The organism is Prevotella sp. P4-98 (assembly GCF_002251405.1).
Lineage (GTDB): Bacteria > Bacteroidota > Bacteroidia > Bacteroidales > Bacteroidaceae > Prevotella.
On the sequence record NZ_NPJC01000001.1, the window covers coordinates 1 to 24,573 of the forward strand.

A 24,573-nucleotide genomic window follows, 5' to 3' on the forward strand; every position below is an offset into this window, starting at 1 on the left:
TGGAGGAATATATCTCGTACTATAACAACAAGAGAATTAAGCTTAGGCTCGGCATGAGTCCTGTACAATACAGGAAACAACATCAAAACAAATAAGATAAACCGTCCAACTTTTTGGGGTCACATCAAAATCTTAACGAAAATCTAAAAAAAATCTTTAACGAAAATCATAAATCATAGATTATAGATCAGAACTAATCTTTTGTTGGTTCAATATGCAGCATAATGTGGGTGTCGGCACCAAACTCAGCTCGGATGGCCCGTTCGATGGAGGAGGCATGCTGATGGGCATCGGAGAGCTTGAGGTCGCTTGGTAAACGAAGATGCATTTCGATGGCGATATTATTGCCTATACGACGCGTGTAGAGTTGGTGGATGTCGCTTGCCAACGGATCACGATAGACGATGTCGCAAATCTTTTGTTCTACGGATTCAGGAAGACTTTCTTCTAAGAGTTCTCCTGATGCCTGACGCAAAATGCGAAAGGCGGCATAGAAGATCATGAAGCTCACTACAACAGCGGCAATGGGGTCGAGGACTGCCCATTGCTGACCAAGTATGATGGCTCCTCCAATACCTATGGCTGTGCCGATTGACGAAAGGGCATCGCTACGATGGTGCCAGGCATTGGCTTCAAGGGCTTGTGACTTGACTGCACGTGCAGTTTGGCGCGTCAGGCGGAATACGATTTCTTTGGCAACAATACTGAAGATGGCAGCAAAGAATGCTAACACTCTTGGGACTTCTAACTGTTTGCCGTGGATGGCGTCAATGATCTTCATGATGCCGTTCCATGCCAGCAGGATGGCTACAAGCATCAACGCCATTCCTACTATCGACGAGGCAATGGTTTCGTACTTTCCATGTCCATAGTCGTGGTCTTTGTCGGCAGGTTTGCTACTTAGCCTGACCATGACTATCACTACGATATCGGTAAGGAAATCGCTTAGCGAGTGTACGGCATCGGCTATCATGGCTGCGGAATGGCAGAAAATGCCTGCTGCGAATTTTGCCAATAGCAACACCATATTGACCACGCTGCCCATGAGGGTTACTTGATAGATTCGGCGTTCGCGAGAATCTTTTTTTGTTTTGCTTGCCATTTTTCTTTTATCGTTTGGTTGACCGTCAATCACGGGCTGCAAAAATACTATTTTTTTCTTAGACAGCCAAGCCTTCTGCCTATTACTTTTTGCTGTATTTTACAATGGTTAGGGTATGGCCTGAATCAGTCATGAAGGTTTAATGGAAATTTGATGCAGAATATTTTGTGTTTCAAAAGAAATCATGTACTTTTGCAGCTCTTTTGTACAAAGCATATGAATAGTCAGTTACGCGGTGTGGTTAATGGTATCATTTCTGGTGTATCGTTTGGAATGATACCTTTGTTTTCAATTCCTGTTATTGCTGCAGGAATGGATAATGTTAGCATCCTGGTATATCGTTTTCTGTTTGGTTCGGCAGCCATGCTTGCCATTCTCCTGTTACGTAAGACGAATATGCGTGTGAGTCTGTCAGAACTGCTGCGTATCGTGTTGCTTGCCATCTTCTATATTACCACAGCCCTCGCAACACTTGAATGTTACAAGTATCTGTCGTCGGGTATTGCAACGGCTTTGGTTTATACCGACCCCATCTGGTGTGCACTCATCGGACTGGCATTTCTCGGTGATAAGTTCTCCATCAAACTCACCTCTAGTATTTTGTTAGCCTCTCTGGGTGTGATGATGATGACTGGTGTGTTTTCTGGAGATGGCACCTTCTCGATGATTGGTCTCCTATTGGGATTGGCGTCTGGACTGGCGTATGGTATCTATCTCATCCTTGTGCCTCGATTGAAAGTGAAGCACATCGCGAGTCTAAAACTCACCTTTTATGTGTTTTTCACGGGTATGTGGCTACTGATTGCCTATAGTCTGATGACCAACGGTGGGGTGGAAGAAGTTCCTGACAGCAGTTGCTGGCTTGACCTGGCGCTCTTAGGTTTGATTCCTACGGCAATAAGTAATATCTGCGTGACTGTTTCGCTGAAACTCATCGACAGTACGATCGTGGCTATTCTTGGTGCTTTTGAACCGCTGACTGCCATGGTGGTTGGTGTTGTGATACTGGGTGAGCCCTTGGGATTTATTGGTGTTGTCGGTGGGATGCTGATTCTCGTTGCCGTTGCTATTCTGACTATCAACCCACAGAAACTCAAGCTCATACGAAAGTAATGTGTTACACGGATTTTTAATATCTCACACGGATTACGGACTTTTTTCTTAACAAAAACCTCGGAAGTACCAACATGAAAATCTGTGAGACATTAGATCTCTTGCGAGATCTGTTGCAGATAGGCGGTGAAGGAGGGGTGAGTGGTGCGCTGCCAGATGTCGCCTAAGAATGCGGCACCACCGAAATGGTGGGACTTGAGGTATGGGAGATGGCGGGCGGTGACTCCACCTAAGGCTACTACCTGATGGTCGATGATGCCAGAATGGGCGGCTTGCCGCAGGACGGACTCCTGGAATGCGGCGTGGTAACCGGTCTTGGAAATGCTGTTGAAGATGGGACTGAGAAATACGTAGTCGCACTGGGTCTTGCGCTCTGCTACCTCTGCAAGACTGTGGCACGAAGCGGAAAGGCTGCCGTGGAAGGCGGCGGGGGACTGGGGATTGCGACGGTTGAGGTGAATGCCGTGGAGGGGAAACTCTTCGACAAGGTGGAAATGGTCGTGGAGCACGATGCGATCAAGCCACTGAGTAGGAACGGTGGCAAGAAACTGTCTGACGGCGTCTGCCGAGGCGGTGGGCTTGCGCACATGGAGCAGGTCGATACCGCTGCGGAAGAGGGTGTCGATGGTAGAAACCTCTCCCGGCAGAAAGTCAGGAGAGGTGATGACAATCCATTTCATAGGTTGCAGGATGAAGATGGATGGTTATTTCTTGAGTTTCTCGATGATCTGGTCGGCAACGCGCTTTCCTGACATCAGCATGCCACCGAAAATAGGCCCCATGCGAGGAGTGCCTGCCACTGCAGACGATGCCATGCCGCAGACGTAGAGGCCGGGGTAGATCTCACGGGTGCCTTCTACGACCATGCGCTCGCCTTCTATTACGTCGAGGGAACGCTCGCCGATAACACCGCCGGTGGCTGTGTCGAGGCTGATGCCGTTTTTGCGGGCAACGACCTTACACATCTCGCTGTCGTGACCTGTGCCGTCGATAACGCATTTCGCCATGATATTGAGCGGGTCAACATGGAGGCCCTCACGGAGTACTGGAGTCCAGTTGACCACAACACCACTGACAACATTGTTTTTGAAGATGACGTCTTCTACCGAATAGCAGTTGAAGATGGTGGCACCGGCATGAACGGCGTGGTAGAGCAGGGCAGATGTGCTCTCTACGGAGTCGATGGTGTAGAGTCCGTCTTCAAAGGCCTGATAGTTGATGTCGAAGTCCTTGACGATGTGCATGGCTTCTTCCTGAATGACAATCTGGTTGAACATCATTGCGCCTCCCCACATACCGCCACCAGGAGACAACTTGCGGTCGAACTGGGCTACACGGAGACCTGCCTTGGCGAGGTAATAGGCGGCGACGATGCCTGAGGGGCCTCCGCCCACAATGGCTACGTCGAGATTCAGATTACGTTGGAGTTTGTCGAAATAGGTACTGATGATACCTTTTGATACTTGTGTTTCAATCATTGTTTGTTGTTGTTTATTGGGTTATAGATTTGTTACTTTTCTTCTTCGCAGCTCTTTAGGGAATGGCTGATGCGTGCTGCGCAGAAATTAGGGCCACACATGGTGCAGTAGTTGGCATCGACGGAATTGCTTGCCTTGTAGTATTCCAGGGCGCGTTCGGGATCTAACGAGAGGTTGAACTGGTCTTTCCAACGGAAGTCGTAGCGTGCCTTGCTCAGCGCATTGTCGCGGACGGTGGCACCGGGATGACCCTTGGCAAGGTCGGCAGCATGGGCGGCAATCTTATAGGTTACAACACCAGTGCGCACATCGTCTTTGTCGGGGAGGGCAAGGTGCTCCTTAGGGGTGACGTAGCAGAGCATGGCGGTGCCGTACCATCCGATCATCGAGGCGCCGATGGCAGAGGTGATGTGGTCGTAGGCGGGGGCAATATCGGTGACGAGCGGACCGAGGGTGTAGAAGGGTGCTCCGTGGCATTTCTCGATTTGGCGCTCCATATTCTCCTTGATCTTATGCATGGGAACATGACCGGGACCTTCGATGAATGCCTGTACGTGTTTGGCCCAAGCACGCTCTACGAGTTCACCCATGGTGTCGAGTTCGGCAAACTGCGCCGCGTCGTTGGCATCGTAGGTAGAACCGGGACGGAGGCCGTCACCAAGGGAGATGGCTACATCGTACTGGGCACAGATGTCGCAGATGTCATCGAAGTGCTCGTAGAGGAAACTCTCTTTCTGGTGTACCTTACACCATTTGGAGATGATACTGCCTCCGCGACTGACAATACCCGTCAGACGGGTGTCGGCAAGATGGATGTTCTTCAGACGGATGCCGCAATGGATGGTGAAATAGTCCACACCCTGTTCGCACTGCTCGATGAGCGTATCGCGGAAAATCTCCCACGTCAGGTCTTCTGCCTTGCCGTTGACCTTCTCAAAAGCCTGATACATCGGTACGGTACCTACGGGAACAGGGCAGTTGCGCAGAATCCATTCGCGCGTTTCGTGGATGTCTTTTCCCGTGGAAAGGTCCATCAGCGTGTCGCCGCCCCATTTGCAACTCCATACGGCCTTTTCCACCTCTTCCTCGATGCCCGATGTGGTGGCGGAATTACCGATATTGGTATTGATCTTCACCAGGAAATTGGTACCGATAATCATCGGCTCGCTTTCGGGATGCTTGCGGTTGGCTGGGATTACGGCACGTCCCTCAGCAATCTCCTTGCAGACAAATTCCGGGGTGATGTGGGTGGTAATGCCCAATTCCTCGCAGTTCATGTTCTCGCGTATTGCCACATACTCCATCTCTTGCGTGATGATGCCCTGTTTGGCGAAGTACATCTGTGTCTCTCCCGCCTTGCGACCGTCAATCCACGGTTGACGCAATTTAGGGAGTCCCTGTTTCAGGTCGATAGCCATATCGGGGTCGCTGTACGGTCCGCTGGTGTCATAGACATAGACGGGGGCATTGGCTTCTTCATGGCGCACATCGCCCTTGAAAGTGACGGTGGGGGTGAGGTTTACCTTTCTCATACCCACGCGCAGTTCCGGATAGCGTTTTCCTTGCAGATAGACTTTCTCGGAAGATGGATAATTGATCTTGATTTTTGTTTCCATTTCTTTTATATTGAGTTATTTGGCTATTTCTTTCTCTGTAAGACGGATGAAACGTTGCATCTCTTCCACAGGACTGTCGGCATTGAGGATGGCGCCGCTTACGGCAATACCGCTGACTCCAGTTGCCATGACGTCAGGGATGTCGGAGGACAAGATGCCGCCAATGGCTACGATAGGGATGGTGATGTGGTGGAGCTTCATCTGACTGACAATACGGCGGTAACCGTCTGCACCGAGGATGGGGGACAGTTTTTGTTTGGTGGTGGTGAAGCGGAACGGACCGCAGCCGATGTAGTCGGCTCCATCGCGGTAGAGTCGTTCGACATCGTCGAAGGTGTTGGCGGTGCCGCCGATGACATATCGGCTGCCCAGGAGTTTGCGTGCCTCATTCACGGGCATATCGTTCTTGCCGAGATGTACGCCGTCGGCACCTGCCTCCTGTACCCATTCTGCATGGTCGTCGAGGATGAATGTGGCATGATATGTCTGGCAGAGTTGGCCGATGGCTGTGGCTGCCGCCAGGAACGTATCTTTCGGCGCGTCTTTCATGCGGAGCTGGATCCAGCGACATCCGCCTGCCAAGGCGAGGCGTGCTCCTTCTACGTAGTCGTAACGGTCGTTGGTGTGTGTAATAAACTGTATCATTGTATGATTAGCTTTTCTGGGTTAAACAAATGGTTTACTGGGCCGTTGCCCCTTCCTATGTTGACATCCTTGCCGGCTTCTATGGCAGAGGACAGGTAGCACTTGGCCTGTTGTATCGCTTCGGGAAGGGATGAGCCACGGGCGATAAATGAGGCAATGGCGGAGGATAGGGTGCAACCCGTGCCGTGGGTGTTGCGCGTAGTAACGGTGGGATGGGAGAATGACAACGGAGGGGTGTCGGCTTGGTAGAGTACGTCGGTCTTGGCCTGTCCTTCCAGATGTCCGCCCTTGATGAGTACCGCCCTGCAACCGAGTTGCAGAATGTGGCGGGCGGCACGTTCTGTGTCGTCTATGCTGCGGATGGAGGTGTGGGAGAGGACTTCGGCTTCGGGGATGTTGGGAGTCAGCAGGGTGCATAGGGGGAGGAGGCGTTGGCAGAATGCCTCAACCGCATGGGGTTGCATGAGTAGCGCCCCGCTCGTAGAAACCATAACGGGGTCGATCACCAATGTGGCATGGGGATAAGGGGAGAGGGTGTCGGCAATGGCACGGATGATCTCTGCATTATTGACCATTCCCACCTTGATTACCTTTGGGGCGATGTCGTCCATAACCGCCTTGATCTGTCCGGCTACGATGTCTGGACGGATGGCTTGCACCGCCTGCACGCCAGTGGTGTTCTGAACGGTGACGGATGTGATGGCGGTAGCGGCATAAATGCCCAAGGCCGACATGGTCTTGAGGTCTGCCTGGATGCCGGCTCCACCGCAACTGTCGGATCCTGCTATGGTCAGTACGCTAATATACCTCATTTTGTTTTCATTTTTCTGAGGTACATCTGCTGACGTACTTTCAAAGACGATACGGAATAGAAACAGCTTCTGGATTTCTGCCTGAACCATCAAGGCGAGAAAAAAGAAGCAATCCCTTCGGCAGCATTACCTGCATCAGGTTCTATGGGTATAATCTCAGCAACACAATCGTGACGCACCCCTTATTTCTTCTTGTAAGTATGATACAAAGGTAGTGAAAAATTACAGATAATGATGATGATGGTCTGTTATTTAAGATTTATTCACACCGACAGCGACCCAATGGGTGTTGGATCGCTGTCGGACGGAAACCAGTTTCGGTTTATTTTTCGGTATAGAACTTGATGAGGCGGGTGAGGGCTTCTTGGCAGACGGGACAGAAGTCGGGGTGCTCGTTGGTGCGCATACGACAATCTTCCTGTCCGCGCCATACGCCATGGGTGAGATAGCCGCCACCCTCTACCAGCGAGGCGCGTCCTTCATCGATGAGTTTCTGCCATTTGGCAGGATGCGTGGTGTGGGTGGTGAGGTTGGGTTCCCAGGGTTCGGTATCGGCAAAATACATGGGGTCGTCGTCACCGTAGGGATATTCGTCGCCAAGACCGCCAAAGGAGTGACCGAATTCATGAACCACCACAGGAAGGAACTGTTGGCCACGCGTGTAACAGAGGTTGTAGGAATTGTAGATGCCTCCGCCGCCATAGTGGGCTGTATTCGCCAGGATAATGATATGTTCGTAGGGTGTTCCTGCCAACAGGTCGTGAAGGCGCTTGAGGTGCAGGGTGGTCAGGTAGCGTGTGGAATAGAAGGTGTCGAAATGGCTTCCCAGGGCGGTGTCGAGCCAGATGTTCTTACCGGGTTGGCTGACGTCTGTATCATGGGAAGACGATTGGATGGCGATGATATTGAAACGATCTTGCAGTTGCTTGAATGGTTCGTGGCGAAACAGCGCCTCGGTGGCTGCACGGCAGTCGGCAAGATACTGATCCATCTGTCCGACGGTGTAGCCCTCGGCAACAAAAGCCACATGGATGCATCGGGCGGTGTCGGCAGCAGCATGAATCGTGGTGTAATGGCTCTGTTGGTGCTGGCGACGGATGAGGATGTCGGTGGGATTGACACGATGGGTCATCGATGCCATGGTGCGGGCATGATAGTCGCGCAGGGTGACGGTGATCTCTACAGCTTGGCGGGGGTAGGGAACGAGGAATACGTTTTCAAATGACCGACTGGTCTGCCGTGCTTCGGCAGTAGAGAGCCATTCCTGAAAGAGGGTGGAGAAGGAGTGGCGGTAGATGACGGTTCCTGTGGCTGCATCTTTCATGGTGATGTCGCCGTTGCCTTCTAAAGGCAGTTGGTCGAGATGATGACGCCGACCGTACCATCCGGCACTCTTGTGGAGTTGGTCGAGGTAGATATGCTGGCTCTTCTTGTCACCGGCAAAGATGTAGTCGAGGCGCAGGGTGCTGTCGTTGAAGAACTGTTGGAAATCTTGTGCCTGCAGACTGATGGCGGTCATGAGCAGGACAAGGAATGAGACGTAACGTTTCATAAGATGTCATTGATTAGTTGTTGGATATAAGGACGAGGCCAGTCGCGAAGGTGCAGCCGCTGTTGGTCGTACTGCATGAGGTCGAGATCGACAGACACCCGACTTCCCTGTCGGCCGCAACGCTGTTCTGCAGCCTTAAGCAACGCGTTGAGGGAGTCGGCAGACAAGTCGGTCGTGCCTTTGATCAAGCGGTTCATATACATGATGCCGCTGCCTTTGATGTCGGCAGTCCATAAGAGGCGACTGCATGTGGTGTCGGTCAGCATAGTCTGCAGCCATTGTGACGCCCACTGGATGTGGGCGGCCTGCCGATGGTTGGAACCGAGCGAGATGATTACTGTTGCCATAGGGTAGGGCACTATTTCTTTTCTTTCACAAAACCATGACGGTAGGCATAGAGCAGCTGTCGGAGATCGTCAATCTGTGCACGCAGTTCGTCACCCTTGTCGGTATCTGCCACATGCATGCGATGGGTGGAGAGTTCGACCAACTGGGTTGTTGACTTGATGTCGGAACCTTTTCTGATAGCATCGGAAGCACTTGTGAAGGGTTCGTGTTGAACCAACTGGAATCCACGTGAGTGATAGACCAAGGTGTAGCCCGCAATACCCGTCTCGCTATGATACGCCTCGGAGAATCCTCCATCGATGACCATCAGTTTGCCATTGGCTTTGATGGGGTTCTCACCTTTGGAGGCATGGACGGGAACGTGGCCGTTGATGATGTGGCGGTTGGGGCCTGCCACACCGAATGCATCAAGGATGCGGTCGCAGACTTCTTCGGAGTCGCGCAACTGGAAATAGTAGCCTTTCTCCTCTTTATAGGTCTCGCGGTCGGTAAGGAAATAACGCTCAAACGTAGCCATCTTTGATTTGTCAAACAAGGGTGAGTCTTTACCACACCAAAGGTAGAGGAAATAGTCGATGGCGTACTGACGAAGTTCCGGATCTGTATCGCTATTGAATGCAGAACGGATGAGCATGCCCAAGCGTGTCATCAGTTCCATACCGCTGTAATGCTCTCCATGATAGAGTGCAACGCTCTTCAGCGAACCGTCAGCATTGAGCGGACAGGAGGCGTGAAACAGCAGGTTGTGGTTGCTGATATTGTACATGCAACCATGTGACAGGAGCATCTTGACGTGCTTGTGGAGCTTTTCGCTGACTTGAAACGAGTGGTGGAGCTTCTCCATCAACTGTGTCTCTTCGGGAGTCAGTTCGAATGTCGGTTGACAGTCGGGACCTGATACGATAGTGGGGAAGAGGCAGGAAGTCATGGGGTAAGCGGTGTCGCCGATGGTGCAGGTGGCGTGAGCATAGTCAATCGCTTCGAGCAGGCAACGGTCCTGCATTGCCCATTCTGTGCGGCGCTTGAAGATGGTAGCTTCTGTCTTGAACTGTATGACGGTGATGGCCTTGTGCATCAATGCCGTGAGGCGCATGGTCTTTTCATCGAGGTGGGAACCTTTCAGAAGTTTGGGTTTGAACTCTTTGCAGGGATCGTCGCCGTATGTCTCCATGGCAAAGGTTGCCAATGGTACGAGGTTGATGCCGTAGCCCTCTTCGAGAGTGGCTAAGTTGGCGTAGCGCAACGAAAGGCGCAGCACATTGCAGATACAGGCATCGTTGCCGGCAGCAGCGCCCATCCATAGAATATCGTGGTTGCCCCACTGGATGTCCCAGGAATGGTAATGGCGCATGGTGTCGAGGATGATGTGAGCACCGGGGCCTCGGTCGAAGATGTCGCCCAGTATGTGTAATTGGTCGATGGCGAGTCGCTGGATGACGTGGCAGAGGGCGATGATGAAGTCGTCGGCACGTCCTGTAGAAATAATCGTATCTACAATCACGGTGACGTAGGCAGCCTTGTCGGTATCGTCGGTACGCTCATGAAGCAGTTCTTCAATGATGTAAGAGAAATCGGGAGGCAGCGATTTCCTAACCTTAGAACGCGTGTATTTGCTGCTGACGTCGCGGCAGACAGCCACCAACCGATGGATGGTGATATGGTACCAGTCCTCCAGATCGGATTCAGCGGCTTTGATGAGTTCGATTTTCTGTTCGGGATAATAGATGAGCGTGCACAGTTCTCGCTGTTCTTTGTCGCGGATGTCGCCGGCAAAGAGTTCGCCCACCTTACGCTTGATATTTCCAGATGCGTTTTTCAAAACATGCTGGAAAGCCTCGCTCTCACCGTGTAAGTCGGCAAGGAAGTGTTCTGTGCCCTTGGGGAGATTGAGTATTGCTTCAAGGTTAATGATTTCCGTCGATGCTGCCGCAACAGTAGGGAAACTGTTGGACAGGAGTTGCAAATAGTGCATGTCGCGACGGAGGGTAACGGATTCTTTCGTCATATCTTCAGATGGTTTTTGATTTGTCGTTCTATGTTTCGGGTGACGCGGTCGTTGAGTGGGGGGAATGGCATGAATCCTTCGTCGAAGCCGGTTTCCTCAACCATGACCTGCATCAGGCGTCTGGCGCTTTTCAGCAGCCGGAGTTCTTCTAAACTCTCTGTGAGTTTCTCTTCGTTGCAGTCGTGTTCGCGTAATTCTTTGTCGAGTTCGCATAGGTGACAGACAGTTAGTTTGTTACGTGATATGAGACGATGCAATAGTCGGAAGGTTTCTATCAGTCGTTTGTTTTCGCTGGTGAAACTCATTCCGATGGTTTCTTCTATTCCCTTTGACGGTTTGTAGTGGTCGGGAAAGAAGGGGTGCGACTTCATTTCGTCGAAGTGAGGGCAATCGCATTGCAGGATACGAAGTCCTCTGTCTATCAGCTGTTCAATTTGCTCCTGCTGTGCATAACAGCGGATCTGGCGCCACCCTTCTTCGTCAAGGTGTGGCGGCGTGTGTGATGCTGGCGGATTAAGCCAGCGGATATCTTGGGTGATTCCAGCCTTGATGGCCAGTCGGAGTGTTGACAAGGTTTCCGGTTGCATCAGTTCGATGGTATTGCTGTCCATGATGCGTCGGTAGATCTGTGTCAGTTGTCGGAGTGTTTCTTCGGCTGTGATGGAACAGGTGATAATGGGGTTGCGCACAATGATGATGCGTTTGTTCCAGTTTAGTTTGCGCAGACACTCTTCTTCCATGGCTCCCTCCACAACGATGGCATATGCCTGACTGATGATGCGGCGTTGGAACAGTAAGGCTTTAGGGAGCTTCTCTTTCCAATACCGCTGGTTGAAAAACCAAGGTTCCAGCTGTCCGTGGGGAGAGACGACCAAGCGAATGGCCTTGGTGCGAGCTTTGGTAAAAAGTCTGGCAGTCGATGTACGCCAGCATCCGTGTATGTGGAGGATGTTGATGTCTGCCATCTGGAGTGTTTTCAGCGCCTCCTGGCAGTCTGTGGCGAAGAACATCGCAGTCTCATGTGAAGACACTCTTGACAGCATGGCGATATATTGGGCGGTCATGCTGTCTGTCTTGTCGAAGTAGTGTAGGATATTCATGAGACGTAAACTTGATTTGAAGTTTGAAATTGTGATAATAGGCTGTGTGTGCTTCTCTGAAATTATTTTCTGATAAAATCAAAGCGGTCGGCTCGCCGATGCCGCCACATCAACCATGCGTTTTGCCAGACGGTTCGCACTTCAAGCCATGGTGCCTTCCACCAGGAGATGTGTTCGTCAAACTGTCTGCAGGTGCTGAGGAAGATGGTCAGTCGCGTTACCAATGTCAGCAGAAGGGCTACGGTGGCAGCAACGGTCACGACGAGGTTTGATGCGGATATGGCATAGGCAAGCGCTGCCATGGGAAGCAGCCATCCCAGATGGAGCATCCATTGGTCGGTGTTGCAGAGCAATCGATGTCGTAATCCGCGCTTCATCAGCGTGCGACTCTCTAAATAGTAGAGATGGTCGTAAAGCCACGTCTTGTCAGCAGGGCAACGCTGACAGAGCTGCGCTTGAAAGTCATAGACAAAAGCGGTGCGGTCTGGTGTTGCCATCTCGTTGACAATGAAGTCGTATTCTCCCCGAAGATGAACCAGGTTGTGGAGAAATCCCTTTTGTTGGATAAAGTCTGATTTACGGAACATCAGATTGCAGCCGATGTTACGATAGGCAATTCCGTTTTTGATGCGATGCAGTTGGTAACACAGCGTGTTGAGGCGGTCATAGCGCCAATAGGCAGGAGTGTCGGCATCATAACTGGTGTAGCCCATGACCAGGTCTTTGTCGTCGGTTGCGTGTTCCGCCATGGTTGCCAACCAGCGGTTGCCTGTGGGTTTGCAGTCTATGTCGGTTATCAATATCCAATCGCCCTTTGAGGCCTTGACGGCCATGGTAAGCGAGAGTTTCCTGCGGCTGATGTAATGGCTTGATTCGGGAATGAAAGTGGTGTAGAGCCGTGGATATTTAGCTTTTGCACGCGTAAGCACGTCTTGTGTATCATCCGTTGATGATTCATCGACAATGATGACCTCCCATTTTCCCCGGTACTGTTGTTCCAAGAGTTGGGGCAGTCTTTCTTCCAATTCACAGGCATTGTCGTGTACGGCCAGGACAATGGAAACAAACGGTAGTGCGGAGGTTGCCCCTGTTGGGGTATGAACCTCCGTCGTCTCTGTAGAATCACTATTGCAGGTGCTTTCATCGACATCGTTCTCCGAGGCATTCTGTATGTCGTCAGCCATTTTGATACGGGGACGTCTTGCCATGCTGCTGAACCAAGGAGAGATGAGGGCCACCAGCAATAGAAAAACAGATATTGCAATAGAGAAATAGTCGAATGTGATAGTCATAATCCTTTGATGATGAGAGTGTTATGGTGTTTATAGATCTTCGCTCATGTAGCTTTTCGGCAGTTGGCGGCAATTGTATTGTGAAGCCATGATTTCTCCATAAGCTCCAGCAGACCGGATGGCAATCAAGTCACCACGATGGCATTTGTTGAGGTCTATCTGTTTGGCAAATACGTCGCTTGACTCACAGATTGGTCCTACCACATCGTAGGTGTCGGCAGGTTCGTCGCTCGAAATGTTCTCTATCTTATGATAGGCTTGATAGAGGGCAGGGCGGATGAGGTCTGTCATTCCAGCGTCGATGATGGCAAACTGCTTGACGGCGCCTTGTTTTATATATAAGGTACGCGCGATGAGCGTTCCACATTGTGCGACTACGGCACGACCTAACTCAAAATGTAGGGTTTGTCCTGGACGCAAGCGCAACTTTTTGGCATATACGTTGAAATAATCCTGGAAATTGGGAATGGGGACTCGGTTGGGGTGTTGGTAGTCGATGCCGAGACCTCCGCCCACGTTGACGTTTTCTATCTGGATGTGGTGTTTTTCCAGTAGGTCCTGCAGTTCGTTGATTCTGTTGCAGAGCGCTTCAAAATCGCCCATGTCGAGGATCTGGCTTCCGATGTGGAAATGGAGGCCTACAAATTTCACGTTGTTGAGTTTGGCAGCTTCTTCGATGCTTGCCAGCATGTCGTCCATGGCAATACCGAATTTATTTTCAGCCAGTCCGGTGGTGATATTGGCATGGGTGTGTGCTCCTACGTTAGGATTGATGCGAAGGGCAATGCGAGCCACCTTTCCCTTGGCGGCAGCCAGTTCGTTGATAACCTCTAATTCGGCAATACTCTCCACGTTGAAAGCGAAAATATCTTTGTCGAGTCCGAGGTTGATCTCCCAGTCGCTCTTTCCTACGCCCGCATAGACAATTTTAGAGGCAGGGAATCCTGCTTTGAGAGCTGCTTCTATTTCGCCGCCACTCACGCAGTCGGCTCCCAGTCCAGCCTCTCTGATGATGCGGAGCAGGTATGGGTTTGCATTAGCTTTTACGGCATAGTGTACGCAGAAACCTTCATGTCGCATAGTCTCTTGACAGATGGTCTGAAGAGTCTTGCGCAACAGTTCTGTGTCATAGTAGTAGAAAGGGGTGCGGAGTTGTTGAAATTTATGGGTGGGAAATTGTCCTTTTGTCATTGTGTTGTCTATTTTGCATTTCAGACAATCGGGAGGAGCCTTAGTAGAGAGGTCTCCTCCCTTTGTCGTTGGTTTTACTTATTGAATAAGGTATCACTTAAACTTTGAAGTGCCCGTTTCTTATCTTCCTCGCGAATAAGGAATGAGATATTATAATTAGAACCACCATAGCTGACCATGCGAACAGGGATATTCTTCATGGCGTCGAGCGTCATGGTTTCGAATCCGATGTTCGACCAGTCGAGGTCACCTACCACACAGATGATGCACATGCCGGTATCTACGGTTACTGTGCCGTATTTCTTGAGTTCGTCAACAATTTCTCCAAGGTGTGCGGAGTTGTCTATTGACATGGAAACTCCCACTTCTGACGTACAAACCATGTCGATAGGAGTTTGGTAGCTCTCAAAGATTTCGAATACCTTGCGCAGGAAACCTGTTGCGAGGAGCATGCGGCTAGACTTGATCTTTATGGCGATGATATTGTCTTTTGCAGCAACAGCCTTGATTTTGCCATATTCAGTCTGGTTGGAAATGGTAGTACCTTCAGCCTCAGGATCCATCGTGTTGAGCAGACGTACGGGGATTCCGGCATATTTTGCAGGTTGGATGCAGGTGGGGTGCAGGATTTTAGCACCGAAATATGCCAATTCAGCAGCCTCTTCGAAATGGAGGTGGTGTACGGGTTCGGTCTTTTCAACGACACGTGGGTCGTTGTTGTGCATACCGTCAATATCTGTCCAGATCTGGATTTCCTCGGCGTTGATAGCTGCTCCGATGAGCGATGCAGTATAGTCAGAACCGCCACGTTGGAGGTTGTCTATCTCGCCATAGGCATTACGGCAGATGAATCCTTGGGTGATATATACCTGATTGTCAGGGTTCTTCTCCATGATGGCAGAGAGTTTCTCGCGGATGTAGGTGGGGTCAGGTTCCGAGTTTTTGTCGGTGCGCATGAAATCGAGTGCGTTGAGCAGTACAGCCTTGATACCTTGTTCTTTCATGTAGTTGACCACCATGTTGGTTGACATCATTTCACCTTGAGCCACAATGCTTTTCTCTTCAAACGAAGTGAAGAGCTCTTTGGTGAAGGAGCGCAGGTAGTTCATCTCCGATGCGATGAATTCACGGGTGTTTTGTTTCATCTCGTCGGTGGTGTAGAGTTCTTCAATATGCTTCATGTATTTCTTTTCAAGCATATTGATCACTTCGTTCGCTCCCTCCGGATTCTTCTTGTAGAGATAATCAGAGATTTCTATCAGGGAGTTTGTTGTTCCTGACATGGCAGAGAGAACGATGAAAACGGGTTCGCCTGATTTCGTAACCAGGTTGACAACTTCCTTCATGCGGCTTGGTGAACCTACCGAAGTACCGCCAAATTTCATTACTTTCATAGTGTATGTTTATTTTAATTTTGTTCTACTTTGTATTTTGCTTCAAACAGACAGGTCTTCTCGCACTTCATATCCGCTGTTGTATATTTCCTGCGAACTGTCAGTATCGTCGGAGAGCATCATGATCTTGTTGTAATCGTCGGTAACCAGTTCGAGATGTTTTCCGCAGCAACGATAGACGATGCCAGGATAATCCTTCAGCAAAGGAATATTGTGGGTAGTCATTACGACGGACGTTCCTGTCTGTGTAACATTTCTCAGCAGCTGTATGATGTTGTTGGCTGTTTCTGGGTCAAGATTGCCTGTTGGTTCATCGGCTATGATAACCTTGGGTTTGTTGAGAATGGCGCGTGCAATAGCGATGCGTTGCTGTTCTCCGCCGGAGAGTTCGTGAGGCATTCGCTCTGTTTTTTCTGTCATTTCAACGTCTTCAAGGACTTCGCTGATGCGCTGTTCGATTTCTTCCTTATCTTTCCATCCTGTAGCTTTGAGCACAAACTGCAGATTGTCGTGAACGTTTCTGTCGCTCAGGAGTTGGAAATCCTGGAAGATAATTCCCATCTGTCGGCGCAAGGCAGGTACGTATCTGCGTTTCAATTTGCGGATATCGTGGTTGAAAACCATGGCATTGTCTGCCTCGTCCAAGTCGAGTTCGAAGTAGAGTGTTTTGAGTAGTGTACTCTTTCCTGAACCTACACGACCGATGATGTAGATGAATTCGCCCTCGTTGACATGGAAATCCACATGTTCGAGTACGAGAGACCCGTCATCTTGGCGGATGGTGGCGTTTTTATAGTCTATCAGCATATATGGAAGCTTTAAAAAGTTTTATTTCATAGTTCCTTTAGCCTTTTCTTGGCGGCGTTTTTTGTCCCAGTTGGGGTCGTGGCGTTTTTGCAGTTCTGCTGCGACATCCTCGATGCGGAGTCCTTTGGCGGTAAGCATGACGAGGAGATGGTAGAGCAGGTCTGATGCCTCATAGACCAGGTGCTCGTCAGTACCGTTTGTGGCTTCTATTACTGTTTCAAGTGCTTCTTCTCCAACTTTTTGTGATATTTTGTTGATGCCTTTGTTGAAAAGGCTTGTAGTGTAAGATCCCTCAGGCATTTCCTTTTTGCGCTTGTCGATAAAATCCTGCAGTTCGGTGAGGAAGAGTATGGGACTTGTTTCGTTGTCTTCTCCCCAGCAGGTGTCGGTACCTGTGTGGCAGGTAGGTCCAACGGGATTGACTCTGACGAGGAGCGTGTCGTTGTCGCAATCGTTTTTGATGCTGACGAGATTGAGGAAATGTCCAGACGTCTCACCTTTTGTCCAAAGGGTCTGACGGCTTCTGCTCCAGAATGTGACATGACCTGTTTCGATGGTTTTCTTATAGGCCTCTTCATTCATGAAGCCGAGCATGAGCACGTTTTTTGTTGTTGCGTCCTGGATGATGGCAGGCACGAGGCCGTCCATTTTTTCAAAATCTATTTTCATAATCTTACTTTGATGCCTTGTTGGTGTAAATACTGTTTGAGTGTCGGTATGGCGATTTCGCCGAAGTGGAAAACGCTTGCTGCGAGTGCTGCGTCTGAATGTCCTTCTATGAAAGTGTCGCGGAAGTGTTCCATCGCTCCAGCTCCTCCGCTTGCGATGACGGGTATGGAGAGGTTGTCTGTGAGTTGGCGCAGGGCTTCGTTGGCAAATCCTGTTTTTACTCCGTCGTGGTCCATACTTGTGAACAGGATTTCTCCTGCTCCGCGCTCTTGTGCTTCGTGTGCCCATTCAAAGAGGTTGTGTTCGGTGCGTTCTCTTCCGCCTTTGAGGTAGCAATGCCATCCGTCCTCATCGTTGCGAGCGTCGATGGCGCATACACAGACTTGAGAACCGAATCGGTTGGCAATATCTTCTATGAGTTTCGGATTTCGCAAGGCCGCACTATTGACGCTCACCTTGTCTGCGCCGGCATAGAGCAGGCGCTCCACATCGGCAAGTTCGTTGATGCCTCCGCCGACGGTGAAGGGGATATTGATTTCCTGTGCCACCCGTGTGACCATTTCTGTAAAGGTCTTGCGCTCTTCGTAGGAGGCGGTAATGTCGAGGAAAACCAGTTCGTCGGCTCCTTGCTGGCTATATACTTTAGCCAGTTCCACAGGATCTCCTGCAGCTCTGAGGTTGACGAAATTGGTGCCTTTGACGGTTTGTCCGTCTTTTACGTCGAGGCAAGGTATGATTCGTTTGGCAAGTCCCATATTATTGAATATTCTCTTGTTGTTCTTATGTTGTCATTGTGCCGATGCGTTATGGTAAGCCATGAGTTCTTTCATGTCGATACGTCCTTCGTAGATGGCTTTTCCAAAGACCACGGCAGGGATTCCTGCAGCGTCGAGTGCTTTGATGTCGTCGAGTGAGGATACTCCTCCGCTTGCGATGAGATGCAGTTGGGGGTAAGTCTCCATGATCTGACGATAAAGGTCAATGGCAGGCCCTTGTAGTGTTCCGTCTTTTGAGATCTCTGTACATAGTACGTATTTGACGCCTGCGTCGATGTAGCGTTTGAGGAAGGGAAGCAGCGGTTCTGCAGAGTCCTCTTTCCATCCGTTGATGCTAATCATTCCGTTGCGTACATCCGCTCCGAGAATCATGCGTTCAGCTCCGTATTTCTCCAGCCATGAGATGAAGAGTTCTGGATTTGTCACGGCAATGGATCCTACGGTAACCATGCTTGCTCCATGACGGAATGCTTTCTCGATATCGTCGTCGGTTTTGATGCCTCCTCCAAAATCTACGGTGAGCTGTGTCTCTGTTGTGATATCCTGTAGTGCCTCCTTGTTGACGATATGTTTGGATTTTGCCCCATCGAGATCAACGACATGGAGGCGCTTGAAACCGAGTTTTTCAAATTCGGCAGCAACGTCAGCAGGCCGGTTGTGATAGACGGTCTTCTGGTTGTAGTCACCTTTGGTCAGTCGGACGCATTGTCCGTCGATGATGTCAATGGCAGGGATGAGTTCTATCATAGGGCCAAGAAGTTTTTGAGGATTGTTTCGCCTGTCTTTCCACTCTTTTCCGGGTGGAACTGGCAGGCATAGAAATTGTCTTTTTGAAGTGCTGCCGAGTAGGGGAGGATATAGTCTGCCACGGCAGCCGTTTGCTGACAGAGGGGAACATAGTAGCTATGAACGAAGTAGGCGTAAGCCTCTCCTTCGCTTGGTCCGAAGGTTGGTAATCCTTTGAAGAGGGCGCAAGGCGTACCGTGTCCGGTCGTGTCGGCAGATGGCTTGATAATCTTGTTCCATCCCATGCAGGGAACTTTGTCTTCGTGATGTTGTGGGCAGAATCGCTTCACTTCTGCATCAAAGATTCCTATGCAATCGACGTTGCCTTCTTCTGAGTGGCGGCAGAGCAGTTGTTGGCCGACGCAGATGCCGAGCACGGGCTGGCGCAACGAGCGGATTACTTCGTCGAGGCGTCGAGCCTTGAGGTATTCCATGGCACCGCGTGCTTCACCTTGTCCAGGGAAGAGCACCCTGTCTGCCTGTTGCAGCGCTTCGGCAGAGTCGGTCAGCAGGGGTTCTATACCCAGTCTGCGTAGTGCGTTGACTACCGAGAAGATGTTGCCTGCATTATATTTTACGATGGCTACCTGCATATTATGAGAATATGATTGTCTTGTTTTTGAATGTCAGAATTTTACGCTGAATATGTTTGGACACAGCATGTGAGAGCACGATTTTCTCCAAGTCTTTACCTTTCAGCACGAGGCTTTCTGGTGTGTCTTTGTGGGAGATTCGTGTCACGTCCTGTTCGATGATGGGGCCTGCGTCGAGTTCTGCTGTTACATAATGACTGGTGGCTCCGATGATCTTCACACCACGTTCCCATGCTTGGTGGTAGGGCTTTGCGCCTACGAAAGCCGGGAGGAATGAGTGGTGGATGTTGATGATATGGTTGGGGTAGGACTTAATCATATCGTCGCTGATGATCTGCATGTATCGTGCGAGAACGATGAAAGTGATTTTTTCTTTCTTGAGCAGTTCCATTTCAGCAGCCTCTACCTCGGCTTTGTTGGAGTGGTCTTTCTTGATGCTCCAGACATAATATGGAATATTGAATTGCTCTGCCACATAGCGCAGGTCTTCGTGGTTGGATACGATGCATGGAATGTCAACCTCCCATTCTCCGGCTTTCCAACGTGCCAACAGGTCGTAGAGGCAATGGCTCATTTTGGATACGAAGATGGCCATTCTTGGGCGTTTGTCAGAAAAATATAGGTTGCAGGTCATCTGGTAGCGTTGTGCGTAGAGTGTGTTGATATACTCTAAAATTTTTTCGCGTGGAATCGTGAAGCCTTCTAATTCCCATTCAATTCGCATGAAGAACATCCCGTCTTGTTTGTCAACATACTGATCGAGGTATACGATGTTGCCTTGGTTGTCTGTGATAAAACGGGTCACTTCAGAGATAATGCCCTGTTGGTCGGGGCAATGTAGGAGCAGAATGGCTGTTGGTTTTTTCATTTTCTTTAAGGGTGTTTGTATCTTTGATTTAATTCCTTGCAAAGATACTGTTTTTTTGTTACATTACCAAAGGTAATGAATGAAAAATGGCTATTCTGCAATTTCTTCTGCATAATAATGCTGTTTGCATTCTTTATGTGGGTAAATGCTGGCGGTCTTTGACCTGGTCTTCTTTGCCTCGGCAAAGCTCAAAAGTGAACTTTCAGCTCTGCTCTCGGCTTCGGGAAGCCGTCGGGATGGGGTCGGGATGTGGCGTTCGGATGTGGAAGGTAAATCGTAAGTATGTTTTGACGTAAATTTTGAATACGAAGATGCACATCAGACAACCCTGTTGTATTACCTGATATGTATTATGTTTTTGTCAATAAGTAAGTTATACTTATTTGCTTGTAAAGTTCTGCGATGTGGAAATATGACTGGGATTATTCTTCTTCCTTTTGTGGGGTGCGCAGTATAATGCTTGTTGCACCAAGGGTGAAGAGAGTTCCGTCTTCAATACTTCTGCGCTCACGAGGTGAAAGCTCTACATTGTCAACAAATGTTCCAGTATTGCTGTTGTTGTCGCTGAGTGTATATTGCAGTTCGCCACGCTTGTTGCGACTTACCGTGATGGTACAATGATTGAGGTCCACGCTTGGGTCAACAGTTTCGAAAGCTGTGTTGATAGGATTTCCTTTTTGATAGCGTCCTATGACATTATCACCCATGCGTAGTGGTAATTCTTGCTTGTAGTGGAATACGTTTTCGATCACAACAATACTTCCGCAGTCTGTTTCCAGATTGGAGAATTGTGCATTGGCAATTTCGTTCTCCTTACGTTGAGTTTCTCGGAGTTTTGAAACGCCGATTCTTATGCCAAACTGCTTTCCGCATTCGGCACATTGAAATACCAGGGATTGTCCTGCTTCGTATTTTGTTTCGTCGAACGTGATATACGCATCACATTTTGGGCAACGGATACGCTTCATACATTAGTCTTTTTATAAACCCACGCTTCGGTGAAATCATCTTCAAAGCGGAGGTTGTTACGTTCACTATAGGCTTCGTCTTCAGTACGAAAATGTCCATAGGTCACTCTTACCACATTGTTGTGAATATAGATCTCCGTGTCTTTAAATCCACGGTCTTTGAGCTTCTTTACAAATTCTTCGGCATTGGCCTTCTTCACGCGACTTGCCAGAACCAAACAGTAGGGGCGTGCGGTATTGCTTGGACGGGTCACAGCCGGTTTCTCTGCGCTTTTTTCGCTGATAGCCTCTTTTTCTATTTTACGTACCGGCTCGCTATTGAGCTCTTGCGTATTTGTGGCGTCAGCTGCTGGTTCTTGAATCGTTTCCACTACGGACTTTGTAATAGCCGGCTTGTCAGACGCATCTTTATTGACCAGTTGATAGACCATGTCTTGCTTTAGTCCTGTGATGGCTTGCGAACTATAGTTGCTGTTGGCTATGGGCGTACTCATCATGAGGAAGAGAATGACAGATGCAGCCACGGCAACGGTATTGCGAATCCACGAGAGTTTGATACTGATGGTTCGCTCTTCGTCTTCGTCTTCATCCAAGATCTCAGTAAGGGTGGGCTGGGGGATTGCAACGCTCTTTGTTTGAGTTGCGGGCGCTTGTACCTTTGGAGCAGGAACGTCGGCTTTCGCAGTTTCTTCTGTCTTTTGGTTTGTGTCGGCAAGAGAGAGGCTTTCTGCTATTGGAGCAAGGTTGAAGGTGTTTAAGCCGTAAAGGTCTGGTGTCAAAATTCCTGCTTCACAGGGTGTGAAGAGGTATCCGCCTTCATCGTTGCCTGACAGCGTACCTATTCCGTCGAGTATATATGATCCTTGTTGAGCGATTGTTTCGCGCAACTCGGCCACTTCATTCTCGATGCGTTGTATGGCTTCGGGATAGCTGATGTCGTAGGCTTCCACGTATGACTGCGCCAAGAGCGAGTCGTTCATCTTGAGTTGCGGATTGAAGCCAAGAGTTCTCATTGGCGGAATAAACGTATTGTCTGTTTCGTCAAAATGTGCGGATACATGATATGCTACGAAGCCTCCGAAATCGGGGACCACGACGCAATCGTTGTCAAGCAACAATATCTCTAAATGTCTCTTCAGTTCAATCACGTGTGCAAAATTACTCATTTTTTACGAGAATTACAAATAAAAATAAAGATAAAAGCGCTATAAAAGCAAAAAAAAATTTCCGTATTAAAAGAATAATTGTTACTTTTGCAAACATAAAACCACAAAAAAAAGAGATAGGTGGCTTATGTCAGTCTCTTTATAATAATATTAATTAAGGAATATGAATATAGCAATTGTTGGAACCGGTTACGTGGGTCTTGTATCGGGTACTTGTTTTGCCGATACGGGAGCTAATGTGACGTGTGTGGACGTTGATGCCGGCAAAATCGAGCGACTTAAGAATGGGGAGATTCCCATTTATGAGCCCGGACTTGACGAACTTGTTAAGAAGAATGTGGCAGCCGGTCGTCTGAAGTTCACTACCGATTTGACTGCTGTACTTGATGATGTGCAGATTGTATTTTCGGCTGTTGGAACACCTCCCGATGAGGATGGTTCTGCAGACCTTAAATATGTATTGCAGGTTGCACGCACCATCGGTCAGAATCTGAATCATTATGTGGTTGTGGTTACCAAATCGACAGTTCCTGTTGGTACGGCCCGTAAGGTGCGCAAGGCTATAGAGGAAGAACTTGCCAAGCGTGGAGTGGATGTTCCTTTCGATGTGGCGTCTAATCCTGAGTTCCTCAAAGAGGGAAATGCTATTAAGGATTTCATGTCTCCCGACCGTGTAGTGGTTGGTGTGGAGAGTGAACAGGCCAAAAAGGTGCTTACAAAACTCTATAAGCCATTTCTTATCAATAACTTCCGTGTCATCTTTATGGATATTCCGTCTGCGGAAATGACTAAATACGCAGCCAATTCCATGCTTGCCACGCGTATTTCATTTATGAACGATATTGCCAACCTTTGTGAACGCGTGGGTGCGGATGTCAATATGGTACGTGCAGGAATAGGAGCAGATACCCGCATTGGCCGCAAGTTCCTCTATGCAGGTTGTGGCTATGGTGGAAGTTGTTTTCCTAAAGATGTGAAGGCGCTGATCAAAACTGCCGATCAAAACGGCTATTCCATGGAGGTGCTCAAGGCGGTGGAGCGCGTCAACGAGCGTCAGAAGAGCATACTCTTCGATAAACTGAAACGTGCTTTCGACGGAGAGTCGCTTGAAGGTAAGACGATAGCCCTTTGGGGACTTTCGTTCAAGCCGGAAACCGACGATATGCGTGAGTCCACAGCACTCGTCATGATCGGATTGCTGCTTGAGGCAGGATGTACGGTTCGTGCCTACGACCCTGTGGCCATGGCAGAGTGTAAGCGTCGTATCGGCGATAGTATTTCTTATTGTCGTGATATGTATGACGCTGTACTTGAAGCAGATGCACTTCTGTTGCTGACCGAATGGAAAGAGTTTCGCTTGCCCATCTGGGGAGTGATTCGTAAGGCCATGCGACGCCCGCTGGTCATCGACGGTCGTAATATTTTTGATAGCGAGGAACTTGAAGAAAATGGATTTGAATATCATTGTATTGGTAAGTGAATGTGTAAATTGAAATATATTCTTTGTCTCGTTGTGTCTGTCTTTCTATCTGTCGGTTGTAAACAACAATCGGCTGGTCAAGTAGAAGAGCGTGCGGAAAGCAAGCAAGCCAAACAGTTGTTGCAAGGCGTTTGGATGGATCAGGAATCAGAGATGGTGGTCTTCAAGATGCAGGGCGATACCGTCTATTTTTCTGACTCTACCAGTGTGCCTGCCTATTTCCGTGTGATCAACGACACCTTGTTTATTGGCGACAACGACATCAAATATCCTATCGTCAAGCAAATGCCCCATGTATTGTGGTTCAAGAATACCGGAGGTGACGTGGTAAAACTTGTCAAGAGTACCGATCCGGAAGACGCGAATGTCTTTAAGCGAAAGCGCCACGGCAAGGTTCTTACAAGCAGACAGATCACAAAGACCGATACCGTGGTGATGTACGACAAAAACCGCTATCATTGTTATGTGGCAGTCAATCCGTCCAAATACAAGGTGACGAAAAACAGTTATAATGACGACGGACTTCAAGTGGAGAATGTCTATTACGACAATATTATCCATCTGAGTATCTTCCAGGGTTCAGCACGCGTTTATTCACAGGATTTCCGCAAACAGATGTTTGAAAAATATGTGCCCAAAGGTGTCTTGGAACAGTCGGTATTGGGAAATTTGGAATATGATAAGGTTGGTGCCGACGGATTCCGTTTCTTGGCAACCATAGGAATTCCAGATGATGCCAGTTGTTATCAGGCAGAAGTCGTTGTATCGCTGAATGGCAAAATGTCTATTAAACAAATGAATTATTGATAAGG

At 49.2% G+C, this 24,573-nt stretch carries 25 protein-coding genes and 1 riboswitch; of the genes, 4 read left to right on the forward strand and 21 right to left on the reverse strand.

Going from position 1 to position 24,573, the window contains the following annotated elements:
- Positions 1–95, forward strand: a 95-nt coding sequence (locus CIK96_RS00005) for an IS3 family transposase (RefSeq protein ID WP_144007458.1), incomplete at its 5' end; no start/stop codon positions are given.
- A 98-nt stretch (positions 96–193) separates the two neighbouring features.
- Here the strand turns inward: CIK96_RS00005 and CIK96_RS00010 are convergent.
- On the reverse strand, positions 194–1,102 hold the full coding sequence (locus tag CIK96_RS00010) for a cation diffusion facilitator family transporter (protein WP_094439043.1): 909 nt from the start codon (positions 1,100–1,102) through the stop codon (positions 194–196).
- Between the two features lie 216 nt (positions 1,103–1,318).
- On the opposite strand from CIK96_RS00010, the gene CIK96_RS00015 reads away from it, so the two are divergent.
- Positions 1,319–2,215, forward strand: coding sequence for a DMT family transporter (locus CIK96_RS00015; protein WP_158214809.1), 897 nt, complete (start codon positions 1,319–1,321; stop codon positions 2,213–2,215).
- Positions 2,216–2,307: 92 nt separating this feature from the next.
- On the opposite strand, the gene CIK96_RS00020 is transcribed toward CIK96_RS00015, so the two are convergent.
- The 20 genes from CIK96_RS00020 to CIK96_RS00115 form a co-directional block, all read right to left on the reverse strand.
- Positions 2,308–2,895, reverse strand: a complete 588-nt coding sequence (locus CIK96_RS00020; protein WP_094438892.1) for a thiamine phosphate synthase — start codon at positions 2,893–2,895, stop codon at positions 2,308–2,310.
- A gap of 24 nt (positions 2,896–2,919) precedes the next feature.
- Complete coding sequence (locus CIK96_RS00025) at positions 2,920–3,693, reverse strand: sulfide-dependent adenosine diphosphate thiazole synthase (RefSeq protein ID WP_094391071.1); 774 nt, start codon at positions 3,691–3,693, stop codon at positions 2,920–2,922.
- Between the two features lie 32 nt (positions 3,694–3,725).
- Positions 3,726–5,309: a phosphomethylpyrimidine synthase ThiC gene (gene thiC / locus CIK96_RS00030; RefSeq protein ID WP_094391070.1), complete on the reverse strand. Its 1,584-nt coding sequence runs from the start codon at positions 5,307–5,309 to the stop codon at positions 3,726–3,728.
- A gap of 15 nt (positions 5,310–5,324) precedes the next feature.
- Positions 5,325–5,954 carry a thiamine phosphate synthase gene (locus CIK96_RS00035; protein ID WP_094438894.1) on the reverse strand — a complete coding sequence of 210 codons (630 nt, stop codon included), beginning with the start codon at positions 5,952–5,954 and terminating at the stop codon, positions 5,325–5,327.
- A complete protein-coding gene (gene thiD / locus CIK96_RS00040) occupies positions 5,951–6,766 on the reverse strand; it encodes a bifunctional hydroxymethylpyrimidine kinase/phosphomethylpyrimidine kinase (RefSeq protein WP_094439045.1) in 816 nt (271 codons plus the stop codon). The genes CIK96_RS00035 and thiD overlap by 4 nt, the downstream gene beginning before the upstream one ends.
- 94 nt (positions 6,767–6,860) lie before the next feature.
- Positions 6,861–6,959, reverse strand: a riboswitch (TPP riboswitch).
- 129 nt (positions 6,960–7,088) lie between these two features.
- Positions 7,089–8,318, reverse strand: a complete 1,230-nt coding sequence (locus CIK96_RS00045) for a M64 family metallopeptidase (protein ID WP_094438897.1) — start codon at positions 8,316–8,318, stop codon at positions 7,089–7,091.
- Positions 8,315–8,665 (reverse strand): 2-amino-4-hydroxy-6-hydroxymethyldihydropteridine diphosphokinase, encoded by a 351-nt coding sequence (locus CIK96_RS00050; protein WP_094433969.1) that lies wholly within the window; start codon positions 8,663–8,665, stop codon positions 8,315–8,317. Before CIK96_RS00050 ends, CIK96_RS00045 begins: the two co-directional genes overlap by 4 nt.
- A gap of 11 nt (positions 8,666–8,676) precedes the next feature.
- Positions 8,677–10,671 carry a fructose-1,6-bisphosphatase gene (locus CIK96_RS00055; RefSeq protein ID WP_094391066.1) on the reverse strand — a complete coding sequence of 665 codons (1,995 nt, stop codon included), beginning with the start codon at positions 10,669–10,671 and terminating at the stop codon, positions 8,677–8,679.
- Complete coding sequence (locus tag CIK96_RS00060) at positions 10,668–11,771, reverse strand: hypothetical protein (protein ID WP_094438899.1); 1,104 nt, start codon at positions 11,769–11,771, stop codon at positions 10,668–10,670. Before CIK96_RS00060 ends, CIK96_RS00055 begins: the two co-directional genes overlap by 4 nt.
- 62 nt (positions 11,772–11,833) lie before the next feature.
- A complete protein-coding gene (locus tag CIK96_RS00065; protein ID WP_094438901.1) occupies positions 11,834–13,063 on the reverse strand; it encodes a glycosyltransferase in 1,230 nt (409 codons plus the stop codon).
- Positions 13,064–13,093: 30 nt separating this feature from the next.
- Positions 13,094–14,254 carry a diaminopimelate decarboxylase gene (gene lysA / locus CIK96_RS00070; RefSeq protein ID WP_094391063.1) on the reverse strand — a complete coding sequence of 387 codons (1,161 nt, stop codon included), beginning with the start codon at positions 14,252–14,254 and terminating at the stop codon, positions 13,094–13,096.
- 74 nt (positions 14,255–14,328) lie between these two features.
- Entirely contained in the window at positions 14,329–15,648 is a 1,320-nt protein-coding gene (locus tag CIK96_RS00075) for an aspartate kinase (protein ID WP_094438903.1), read from the reverse strand.
- Positions 15,649–15,690: 42 nt separating this feature from the next.
- Positions 15,691–16,455, reverse strand: coding sequence for a cell division ATP-binding protein FtsE (locus CIK96_RS00080; RefSeq protein ID WP_094438905.1), 765 nt, complete (start codon positions 16,453–16,455; stop codon positions 15,691–15,693).
- Between the two features lie 21 nt (positions 16,456–16,476).
- Positions 16,477–17,124: a bifunctional phosphoribosyl-AMP cyclohydrolase/phosphoribosyl-ATP diphosphatase HisIE gene (hisIE, locus tag CIK96_RS00085; RefSeq protein WP_094391060.1), complete on the reverse strand. Its 648-nt coding sequence runs from the start codon at positions 17,122–17,124 to the stop codon at positions 16,477–16,479.
- On the reverse strand, positions 17,121–17,879 hold the full coding sequence (hisF, locus tag CIK96_RS00090; RefSeq protein ID WP_094391059.1) for an imidazole glycerol phosphate synthase subunit HisF: 759 nt from the start codon (positions 17,877–17,879) through the stop codon (positions 17,121–17,123). The genes hisIE and hisF overlap by 4 nt, the downstream gene beginning before the upstream one ends.
- A gap of 33 nt (positions 17,880–17,912) precedes the next feature.
- Complete coding sequence (hisA, locus tag CIK96_RS00095; protein WP_094391058.1) at positions 17,913–18,647, reverse strand: 1-(5-phosphoribosyl)-5-[(5-phosphoribosylamino)methylideneamino]imidazole-4-carboxamide isomerase; 735 nt, start codon at positions 18,645–18,647, stop codon at positions 17,913–17,915.
- Positions 18,644–19,279 carry an imidazole glycerol phosphate synthase subunit HisH gene (hisH, locus tag CIK96_RS00100; protein WP_094438907.1) on the reverse strand — a complete coding sequence of 212 codons (636 nt, stop codon included), beginning with the start codon at positions 19,277–19,279 and terminating at the stop codon, positions 18,644–18,646. Before hisH ends, hisA begins: the two co-directional genes overlap by 4 nt.
- 1 nt (position 19,280) lies before the next feature.
- The gene (purU, locus tag CIK96_RS00105; RefSeq protein WP_094391056.1) at positions 19,281–20,147 is read right to left on the reverse strand and encodes a formyltetrahydrofolate deformylase; all 867 of its coding nucleotides are present in this window, start codon (positions 20,145–20,147) and stop codon (positions 19,281–19,283) included.
- Positions 20,148–20,569: 422 nt separating this feature from the next.
- On the reverse strand, positions 20,570–21,115 hold the full coding sequence (locus CIK96_RS00110; protein ID WP_094438910.1) for an FHA domain-containing protein: 546 nt from the start codon (positions 21,113–21,115) through the stop codon (positions 20,570–20,572).
- Positions 21,112–22,281, reverse strand: coding sequence for an SPOR domain-containing protein (locus CIK96_RS00115; RefSeq protein WP_094438912.1), 1,170 nt, complete (start codon positions 22,279–22,281; stop codon positions 21,112–21,114). Before CIK96_RS00115 ends, CIK96_RS00110 begins: the two co-directional genes overlap by 4 nt.
- A gap of 163 nt (positions 22,282–22,444) precedes the next feature.
- Here CIK96_RS00115 and CIK96_RS00120 point away from each other — a divergent pair, with 163 nt between their 5' ends.
- Both CIK96_RS00120 and CIK96_RS00125 read left to right on the forward strand, forming a co-directional pair.
- Positions 22,445–23,761, forward strand: coding sequence for a UDP-glucose/GDP-mannose dehydrogenase family protein (locus tag CIK96_RS00120; RefSeq protein ID WP_094438915.1), 1,317 nt, complete (start codon positions 22,445–22,447; stop codon positions 23,759–23,761).
- Positions 23,762–24,568 (forward strand): DUF4738 domain-containing protein, encoded by an 807-nt coding sequence (locus tag CIK96_RS00125; protein ID WP_094438917.1) that lies wholly within the window; start codon positions 23,762–23,764, stop codon positions 24,566–24,568.
- Positions 24,569–24,573 lie beyond the last annotated feature (5 nt).

Coding starts and splice junctions, on each gene's coding strand:
- thiD (WP_094439045.1), bottom strand. CDS start 6,766: ATGAGGTATATTAGCGTACTGACCATAGCAGGATCCGACAGTTGCGGT.
- CIK96_RS00075 (WP_094438903.1), bottom strand. CDS start 15,648: ATGAAAGTAATGAAATTTGGCGGTACTTCGGTAGGTTCACCAAGCCGC.
- CIK96_RS00050 (WP_094433969.1), bottom strand. CDS start 8,665: ATGGCAACAGTAATCATCTCGCTCGGTTCCAACCATCGGCAGGCCGCC.
- thiC (WP_094391070.1), bottom strand. CDS start 5,309: ATGGAAACAAAAATCAAGATCAATTATCCATCTTCCGAGAAAGTCTAT.
- CIK96_RS00110 (WP_094438910.1), bottom strand. CDS start 21,115: ATGAAGCGTATCCGTTGCCCAAAATGTGATGCGTATATCACGTTCGAC.
- purU (WP_094391056.1), bottom strand. CDS start 20,147: ATGAAAAAACCAACAGCCATTCTGCTCCTACATTGCCCCGACCAACAG.
- CIK96_RS00125 (WP_094438917.1), top strand. CDS start 23,762: ATGTGTAAATTGAAATATATTCTTTGTCTCGTTGTGTCTGTCTTTCTA.
- CIK96_RS00080 (WP_094438905.1), bottom strand. CDS start 16,455: ATGCTGATAGACTATAAAAACGCCACCATCCGCCAAGATGACGGGTCT.
- hisIE (WP_094391060.1), bottom strand. CDS start 17,124: ATGAAAATAGATTTTGAAAAAATGGACGGCCTCGTGCCTGCCATCATC.
- CIK96_RS00020 (WP_094438892.1), bottom strand. CDS start 2,895: ATGAAATGGATTGTCATCACCTCTCCTGACTTTCTGCCGGGAGAGGTT.
- CIK96_RS00115 (WP_094438912.1), bottom strand. CDS start 22,281: ATGAGTAATTTTGCACACGTGATTGAACTGAAGAGACATTTAGAGATA.
- CIK96_RS00055 (WP_094391066.1), bottom strand. CDS start 10,671: ATGACGAAAGAATCCGTTACCCTCCGTCGCGACATGCACTATTTGCAA.
- CIK96_RS00060 (WP_094438899.1), bottom strand. CDS start 11,771: ATGAATATCCTACACTACTTCGACAAGACAGACAGCATGACCGCCCAA.
- hisF (WP_094391059.1), bottom strand. CDS start 17,879: ATGGGACTTGCCAAACGAATCATACCTTGCCTCGACGTAAAAGACGGA.
- CIK96_RS00010 (WP_094439043.1), bottom strand. CDS start 1,102: ATGGCAAGCAAAACAAAAAAAGATTCTCGCGAACGCCGAATCTATCAA.
- CIK96_RS00065 (WP_094438901.1), bottom strand. CDS start 13,063: ATGACTATCACATTCGACTATTTCTCTATTGCAATATCTGTTTTTCTA.
- CIK96_RS00015 (WP_158214809.1), top strand. CDS start 1,319: ATGAATAGTCAGTTACGCGGTGTGGTTAATGGTATCATTTCTGGTGTA.
- hisH (WP_094438907.1), bottom strand. CDS start 19,279: ATGCAGGTAGCCATCGTAAAATATAATGCAGGCAACATCTTCTCGGTA.
- CIK96_RS00035 (WP_094438894.1), bottom strand. CDS start 5,954: ATGATACAGTTTATTACACACACCAACGACCGTTACGACTACGTAGAA.
- CIK96_RS00025 (WP_094391071.1), bottom strand. CDS start 3,693: ATGATTGAAACACAAGTATCAAAAGGTATCATCAGTACCTATTTCGAC.
- CIK96_RS00045 (WP_094438897.1), bottom strand. CDS start 8,318: ATGAAACGTTACGTCTCATTCCTTGTCCTGCTCATGACCGCCATCAGT.
- lysA (WP_094391063.1), bottom strand. CDS start 14,254: ATGACAAAAGGACAATTTCCCACCCATAAATTTCAACAACTCCGCACC.
- CIK96_RS00120 (WP_094438915.1), top strand. CDS start 22,445: ATGAATATAGCAATTGTTGGAACCGGTTACGTGGGTCTTGTATCGGGT.
- hisA (WP_094391058.1), bottom strand. CDS start 18,647: ATGATAGAACTCATCCCTGCCATTGACATCATCGACGGACAATGCGTC.